Below are 7579 nucleotides of genomic sequence, written 5' to 3'. Positions count from 1 at the left end.
AGTTCGGCCTGGGGGCTGGGGGGCTTGGGCCGGCGGCGGGCGCCGCGGCGGCTGCCCATCTTCTGCTGGATGTCGCGGCTCTCGGCCCGGCTCTCGGGCTGGCGGCGCACGGCCATCAGGCGCTGGCGGGCTTCGCGGGCGGCGGCGATGTGATCGACGATCGGCGCCGGGTAGTCGCGGTCGATGTGCACGCCGGTCGAGCGCTGCAGCGCGTCCGGCATGCGCCACGGCTCGTGGATGAAGGCATCCGGCACCGGCTCCAGTTCCGGGACCCAGCGGCGGATGAAGACGCCGTTGGGGTCCTGGTCGAAGGACTGCTTCACCGGATTGTAGATGCGCAGCGCGTTGATGCCGGTGGTGCCGGACTGCATCTGCACCTGGTTGTAATGGATGCCGGGCTCGTAGTCGGTGAACGCGCGCGCGAGGTGCAGCGCGGGCTCGCGCCAGGGCAGCCACAGATGGTAGGACGAGAATGCCATCAGCATCGCCCGCATGCGGAAGTTCAGCCAGCCGGTGGCATTCAGGGAACGCATGCAGGCATCCACCAGCGGGAAGCCGGTCTCGCCGTGCGCCCAGGCCCGATAGCGCGCCGGGTCGAAGGCGTCCTCGCGCAGGCCATCGCAGGCCGGCAGCAGGTTGCGGAACTCGATCGACGGGCGCGATTCCAGCTTCTGGATGAAGTGGCAGTGCCAGTGCAGGCGCTCCTCGAAGGCGCGTAGCGAACGCCGCCACGCCTTGGCCTCCGGGCTCATATCGCCCTTGAATCCGGCGACGCGCGCACGGCTCGCGTGCACCACCTCGCGCAGGGACAGGCTGCCCCAGGCGAGGTGCGGACTGAGGCGCGAACAGGCATCCCACGCGGTGAGCGGGCTCGACATGCCGCCCTGGTAGGCCTTGCCGCGGTCGGCAAGGAAGGTCGCGAGCGTCTCTTCGCCTGCATCACGTCCACCGGGTTGCAGCGAGACGCCCTGCTCTGGTGTCAGCGATTCGTCAGGGCGGTCGGGCAGTGGATCGGTGCGCAGGCCGGGCACGGCTGTCAGTGTGCTCGGAACAACGCTGACCGGCCTCGACATGCGCCGCTCCCAACGCCCGGCCCAGCCGTCGCGACTGCGCAGGCCGCGTACCACGCCGTGTTGCGGCAGCTCGATCCACTCGACGCCCCGGTCGCATGCCCAGGCTGCCACGCGGCGGTCCCGGGCGAAGGTCCAGCCGTTGCCCGTCTCCTCGTGCGACCAGACGGTGCGGAAGCCGGTCTCACGGTGCAGTTCGTCGAGGACGGCGACGATCCCGCCCCGGCGCAGCAGGAGCGGCTGCCCGAGGCGGGTGAGATCGCGGTCCAGCGTCTGCAGGCAGCGGCGGACGAAGGCCCAGTGGCGCCAGGCGGCATCCGGCTGCGCCCAGAATTCGGGCTCGATCACGTAGAGCGGCAGGACTGGCCCGCGCTCGGCAGCGGCGGCCAGCGGCTGGTGGTCCTGCACACGGAGGTCGCGCTTGAACCAGACCAATTGCAAAGGGCGGTCAAGCGTCTTGGTCATGCGTCTTTCCGGGGGCGTTCATGCCTGCCCCAAAGCGGCGGCCAATGATCGAAAGTGGGTCCCGGGTACGCCTCGGGTCTGCCCCGGCGCGCCTTCAGCCCATGGCTGGGGCATCATGGTGGGCTCTGTCGTCATCGATGGCCTGCCCGGGACCCGGCTTCGCGCAGGCGCTCAGGACGCGCAGACGCCGTCGCGGCAGCGCCGACGCCAGCGCCAGCGTGCAAAGCGCCCGTAGGCAAAGTCGAGCAGGGGCACCAGACCCGGAATGGCGGTCACGACGCGAGCCAGCCAGCGGTAACCGGGCAACTCCCGCCAGATCGCGACGAAGGCCGGTACGCCGGTGTGCAGTTCGCCGGATCCCCCGCGAACGTGCAGCCGCTGCATCGCCGTCTCCCAGCTCACACCCACCTCCGCGACGATCTCCGGTTCCCGGTGGATATCCAGCCAGCGAATGCGCCCACTGCGATCCAGGCGCTGATAATGCGCGATCTCCCGGCGGCACATCGGACAGCCCCCATCGAAGAAGACGGCGGTGCGCGGATCCTGCTGCGGATGGTGCGTAGTGACCGTTTGCTGATCGGTGGTCATGGCGGGGTCTGGCTCCAGGTTCGGCGTGCAAGCCCGTGGGTCGGCCCGGCCCGGGCGCGTACAGCGTTACGAGCCCGCCCCACCCCCGAAGGTTCCCACCGCTGGGGGTCGGACCAAGGCAAGCTCTTGAAAAAAATGAAAAGATGCGCGAAAACCACGTCCATCCGCGCCTTAGACGGCCATTTTCGCCCCTGAAAACAACGCTTCAGGATGAAAGGCCGGAGATACGCCTCACCATTGCCGGAACCACCACCGCGAATCCCTGGACGACCCTTTTTGCGCCCGGAATGGCGTCTTTAAGACCCTTTTCACCCCGGAAACCACACCTCTTCTCTGGCAAAATCAGTACCTTGCCCTGGTCCGACCCTGGAGGGTAATCTGCGGCGATGCACGATTTGCGGCGCAGCCTGGCGGCCTTCGGAACCCCGGATTTTGTAGCGGTGCTGAGGGAAGAGCTCACGGCACTCGGGCCGGACGCGCTTGGGTTGCAGCAGGCACTCACCGCTGGCAGCACGGCCGTGTCCGACGATATCGACGTGATGATCCTCCGCCAGTCGGAAACGTCCGACGGCCCCGGTGTCCGGATCGGCGTCTTCTTCACCAGCGTCCTGGGTGGCTGTGCCTGCGCCGACGATCCCACGCCGGAAAACGAGCACACGGAATACTGCGAACTCGACATCACGATCGCGCGCGAGACGGGCGCGGCCCGCATTGACCCAGCTGCGGACTGACCCGGCGGGCGGACTCCCGGTGAAGTCGCTTGAGCAGCCATTTTCGGCCCCGAAAACGGGGTTCCAAGACCAGAAATCGTGCCGCCCTGGAGGGTCTTTTTTGAGCAATTCAATGAGTTGGCCTGGTCCGACCCCGGGGGGGTTCTGGTTTTCGGAGGAGGTGCGGCCGTTTTGGTTTCGGTCGACGCCGGCGTTTGATGCGGAGGTGCGGCGGCGGTTTCTCGGGACGTGGGAGGCGGCGGCGGACGGGCGGCTGGACGAGTGGCGGAAGACCCCCGCGGGCGCGCTGGCGCTGGTGATCGTGCTGGATCAGTTTCCGCTGAACATGTTTCGCGGTGAGGCCCGGAGCTTCTCGACGGAGGCGCGGGCGCGTGCGGTGGCGGCCGAGGCAATCGATCGGGGCTGGGACCGGGAATACGCTGATGCCGAGAAGGCCTTCCTGTACCTGCCGTTCATGCACAGCGAGGCATTGGCGGACCAGGATCGTGCGGTACAGTTGTACCGGGAGGCGGGACTCGAGGACAGCCTGCGCTGGGCCCGGCATCACCGGGAGATCATCCGGCGTTTTGGCCGGTTTCCGCACCGCAACGCCGCGCTCGGGCGCGAGAGCACCCGGGAGGAGCGGGAATGGCTCGGATCGAAGGAGGCCTTTCGGGGATGAACGCACGCAGGCCGCTGGTGATCCTGAAGACGGGACGCAAGATCCCGGCGCTCGAGACCATCGCGGGGGATTACGAGGACTGGATCGCGGCCGGCATGGGCTGGCAGCCGGGCGCGGTCCGGGTGATCGCACCGGATCGCGGCGAGGCGCTCCCTGCGCCGGATGCCGTCGCGGGCATCGCGATCACGGGATCGGGGGCGATGGTCACCGAGCGGGTGGACTGGATGCTGCGCGCGGCCGACTGGCTCGGCGACGCGGTGCAGCGGGAGGTTCCGGTGCTCGGGATCTGCTTCGGGCACCAGCTGCTCGCGCACGCGCTCGGCGGCGAGGTGGACGACAACCCGCACGGCGTCGAGGTCGGCACCGTCGAGGTTTCGCTCGAGGATGCCGCGGCGGAGGACCCCCTGTTCTCGGCCCTCCCGACGCGCCTGTGGGCGCAGTTGAGTCACCGGCAGTCGGTGCGTGTGCTGCCGCCCGGGGCCACGCTGCTCGGCGCCAGCGAGATGGAGGCGCATCAGGGCTTCGCCTTCGGTCCGCGGGCCTGGGGCGCGCAGTTCCACCCGGAGTTCGACGAGCGGATCATCCCGCATTTCGTCGAGTACTACCGCGCGATCCTCGGGGAGCAGTCGCGCTGCGCGGATACGCTGAAGTCGATGGTGCGCCCGGCGCACGAGAGCCGGGTGCTGCTGCGGCGATTCGCGGAGATCGTCCGGGAGGGAGAATCGTAGGGGGGACGCTGGCCGCGATGGCCTGTGCCCGGTGCGGGATCGCGGCTGGAAGCCGCTCCTACAGACGCCGCTCCTACGGCCACCGCGAGCCCCGAAGCCATTGTGGGAGGGGCCTGTGGCCGCGATGGCCTGTGCCGGGTGCGGGATCGCGGCTGGAAGCCGCTCCCACAGAAGCCGCTCCTACAGACGCCGCTCCTACAGACGCCGCTCCTACGGCCACCGCGAGCCCCAGGCCATTGTGGGAGCGGCCTCTGGCCGCGATGGCCTGCGGCTGGCGGGGAATGGGTAGCCGCCGTACTGCACAAGCGCCCGGGGCGTGCGTATGATCAACCGCACTGCCGAAGACCCGGGAACGATGCTGTGAACGAAGCCGACGGTACCCCACCCTGGCACGCACTGCAGGTCGACGAGGCGCTTGAGCGCCTGGAAAGCGACACGGGTGGGCTCGGCCGCGAGGCGGCACGCGAGCGCCTGGAGCGGTACGGCCCCAACCGCCTGCCGGCCCCGGAACGCACGGGGCCGGTGAAGCGCTTCCTGTTGCAGTTCCACAACGTGCTGATCTATATCCTGATCGTCGCCGGCGTCGGCACTGCGCTGCTGGGGCACTGGATCGATGCCTGGGTGATCTTCGGGGTGGTGCTGGTCAACGCGGTGATCGGCCACATTCAGGAGGGCAAGGCCGAGCAGGCGCTGGATGCGATCCGCCACATGCTGTCGCCGAAGGCACTGGTGGCACGGGACGGCCAGCGGCGCACGGTCCCGGCGGAGGATCTGGTGCCCGGCGACGTGGTGATCCTGCAGGCCGGCGACAAGGTCCCGGCCGACCTGCGCCTGTTCCGGACGCACAATCTGCGCGTGGACGAGGCCGTGCTCACCGGCGAATCGGTCGTGGTGGACAAGCAGACCGACCCGGTCGTCGCAGACGCCGGGCTCGCCGACCGCGCCTCGATGGCCTTCTCGGGGACCCTGGTCGCCTACGGCCAGGCGCGCGGGGTGGTGGTCGGCACCGGCACCGAGACCGAGATCGGCCGGATCTCCACGATGCTGGGCGAGGTCCAGACGCTGACCACGCCGCTGCTCCGGCAGATCGACGAGTTCGGCCGCTGGCTTTCCGGGGCCATCGTGGTGCTGGCGGGCTTAACCTTCGCATTCGGGTACTGGGTTCGCGACTACGCGCTGGTCGAGACCTTCCTCGCCGCGGTCAGCCTTGCGGTCGCGGCGATCCCCGAGGGGCTGCCGGCGATCATGACCATCACCCTGGCCATCGGCGTGCAGCGCATGGCCGGCCGCAACGCGATCATCCGCCGTCTGCCGGCGGTGGAGACGCTGGGCTCGGTCACCACCATCTGCTCCGACAAGACCGGCACGCTGACCCGCAACGAGATGACGGTGAAGAGCATCGTCACCGCCGAACGCGAGTTCGAGGTCAGCGGAGTCGGCTACGAACCGGAAGGGCGCTTCGCCACCGGCGACGAAGAGATCGCGGTCGAGGACCAGCCGGTGCTGGCCGAGACCCTGCGCGCGATCCTGCTGTGCAACGACGCCGAGGTCTACCACTCCAACGGGCGCTGGGTGATGGAGGGCGACCCCACCGAGGGGGCCCTGGTCGCCGCCGCACTGAAGGGGGGTCTCGATCACAAGGAACTCAACCGGCGACTGTCGCGCATCGACGTGATCCCCTTCGAATCCAGCTACAAGTTCATGGCCACCCTGCACCACGAGGACCCGGCCGGCTCCGGCGTGATCTACCTGAAGGGCGCGCCGGAGCGGGTGCTGGCGGTCTGCGACAAGGAACGCACCCAGGGCGGCGACCGGCCGCTGGAACGCGACCGCTGGGAGACGTGGATGGAGCGCATTGCGGCGCGCGGCCAGCGCCTGCTCGCGGTCGCCGCGAAGGAGGCCGGCGCGGACAAGTCCGAGCTGGAGTTCCCCGACATCGAGGACGGCGGGCTCACCCTGCTCGCGGTCTGCGGGATCATCGACCCGCCCCGGGACGAGGCGGTCAAGGCGGTCGCCGAGTGCCAGAAGGCGGGGATCCGCGTGAAGATGATCACCGGCGACCACGGCGTCACCGCGCGGGCGATCGCCGACGAACTCGGCATCCAGACCGCGAGCGGTGTGGTGACCGGGCACGATCTCGAGGAGATCACGGACGAGGAACTGAGACACCGGGTGCGCGACATCGACGTATTCGCGCGCACCACCCCCGAGCACAAGCTGCGGCTGGTGACGGCGATCCAGGCCAACCGGCACGTGGTCGCAATGACCGGCGACGGCGTGAACGACGCGCCGGCGCTGAAGCGCGCCGACGTTGGCGTGGCGATGGGCATCAAGGGCACGGAGGCCTCGAGGGAGGCCTCGCAGATGGTGCTCGCGGACGACAACTTCGCCTCCATCGCCGCCGCGGTGGAGGAAGGCCGCACGGTCTACGACAACCTGAAGAAGGCGATCCTGTTCCTTCTGCCCACGAACGGGGGCCAGGCCTTCACCATCGTCGCGGCGATCCTGCTCGGACTGACCCTGCCGCTGACACCGGTGCAGGTGCTGTGGGTGAACATGGTCACCGCGGTGACCCTGGCGCTGGCGCTGGCCTTCGAGCCCACCGAGAAGGACGTGATGCGCCGCCCGCCGCGGCCGCCGGGCACCCCGATCCTGTCCCGCTTCCTTCTGTGGCGCATCGGCTTCGTGTCGCTGCTGCTGGTGGCCGGCACCTTCGGGCATTTCACGTGGATGCTGACGCAAACGGACGACCTCGAGCTCGCGCGCACGGTGGCGATCAACACGCTGGTGGTGGGACAGATCTTCTATCTGTTCAACAGCCGCTACATCGTGCAGTCCGCACTGAACTGGGAGGGCTTCTTCGGCAGCCGGGCAGTGCTGATCGCGATCGGCGTCCTGGTGGTGCTGCAGGCACTGTTCACCTATGCACCGCCGGTGCAGTTCCTGTTCGGCACCAGCGCCATCGGCCTGGAGGCGTGGGGACGCATCCTGCTGTTCGGCGTCGCGCTGCTGCTGCTCGTGGAGGCGGAGAAGAGGGTGCTGCGCGGAAACGGGCTGGCCCGCCACGGGTGAGGGAGCGCAGGGACCCGGGGACACGGGGACACGGGGACAGATTTATAAATCTGTCCCCGTTAGTCCGTAGGGTGGGCAAAGCGAAGTGTGCCCACCACAGACCGACAGCGCCGGGACGGTGGGCCCGCTGCGCTTGGCCCACCCTACGCGCGAGGCGTACACCGACCCTCACCCCGCGGCGTAGTCGTAGGGTGGGCAAAACGGAGTGTGCCCACCAGACCGACGGCGCCGGGACGGTGGGCCCGCTGCGCTTGGCCCACCCTA

The 7579-nt window shown here is 69.0% G+C and carries 6 protein-coding genes; 4 read left to right on the top strand and 2 right to left on the bottom strand.

Annotated features, from left to right (window positions below; all coding sequences use genetic code 11):
• On the bottom strand, positions 1-1535 hold a 1535-nt coding region (locus ACESMN_RS12785), incomplete at its 3' end, for an FAD-binding domain-containing protein (RefSeq protein ID WP_373053992.1).
• A gap of 171 nt (positions 1536-1706) precedes the next feature.
• Complete coding sequence (locus ACESMN_RS12780) at positions 1707-2123, bottom strand: thiol-disulfide oxidoreductase DCC family protein (protein ID WP_373053991.1); 417 nt, start codon at positions 2121-2123, stop codon at positions 1707-1709.
• Positions 2124-2509: 386 nt separating this feature from the next.
• On the opposite strand from ACESMN_RS12780, the gene ACESMN_RS12775 reads away from it, so the two are divergent.
• The 4 genes from ACESMN_RS12775 to ACESMN_RS12760 all read left to right on the top strand — a co-directional run bounded on the left by ACESMN_RS12775 (position 2510) and on the right by ACESMN_RS12760 (position 7315).
• Complete coding sequence (locus ACESMN_RS12775; protein WP_373053990.1) at positions 2510-2854, top strand: hypothetical protein; 345 nt, start codon at positions 2510-2512, stop codon at positions 2852-2854.
• Between the two features lie 112 nt (positions 2855-2966).
• Positions 2967-3515 carry a DUF924 family protein gene (locus ACESMN_RS12770; RefSeq protein ID WP_373053989.1) on the top strand — a complete coding sequence of 183 codons (549 nt, stop codon included), beginning with the start codon at positions 2967-2969 and terminating at the stop codon, positions 3513-3515.
• Positions 3512-4243, top strand: a complete 732-nt coding sequence (locus ACESMN_RS12765) for a glutamine amidotransferase (protein ID WP_373053988.1) — start codon at positions 3512-3514, stop codon at positions 4241-4243. Before ACESMN_RS12770 ends, ACESMN_RS12765 begins: the two co-directional genes overlap by 4 nt.
• A gap of 360 nt (positions 4244-4603) precedes the next feature.
• Entirely contained in the window at positions 4604-7315 is a 2712-nt protein-coding gene (locus tag ACESMN_RS12760; protein ID WP_373053987.1) for a cation-transporting P-type ATPase, read from the top strand.
• Positions 7316-7579 lie beyond the last annotated feature (264 nt).

Source organism: Thioalkalivibrio sp., from assembly GCF_041690275.1.
Lineage (GTDB): Bacteria > Pseudomonadota > Gammaproteobacteria > Ectothiorhodospirales > Ectothiorhodospiraceae > Thioalkalivibrio.
The sequence above is the reverse complement of the archived record's forward strand: the minus strand, read 5'-3'. Positions and strand labels throughout refer to the sequence as shown.

Excerpts from the sequence above, each read along its gene's own strand:
- ACESMN_RS12780 (WP_373053991.1), bottom strand. The coding sequence starts at position 2,123 with ATGACCACCGATCAGCAAACGGTCACTACGCACCATCCGCAGCAGGAT.
- ACESMN_RS12775 (WP_373053990.1), top strand. The coding sequence starts at position 2,510 with ATGCACGATTTGCGGCGCAGCCTGGCGGCCTTCGGAACCCCGGATTTT.
- ACESMN_RS12770 (WP_373053989.1), top strand. The coding sequence starts at position 2,967 with ATGAGTTGGCCTGGTCCGACCCCGGGGGGGTTCTGGTTTTCGGAGGAG.
- ACESMN_RS12765 (WP_373053988.1), top strand. The coding sequence starts at position 3,512 with ATGAACGCACGCAGGCCGCTGGTGATCCTGAAGACGGGACGCAAGATC.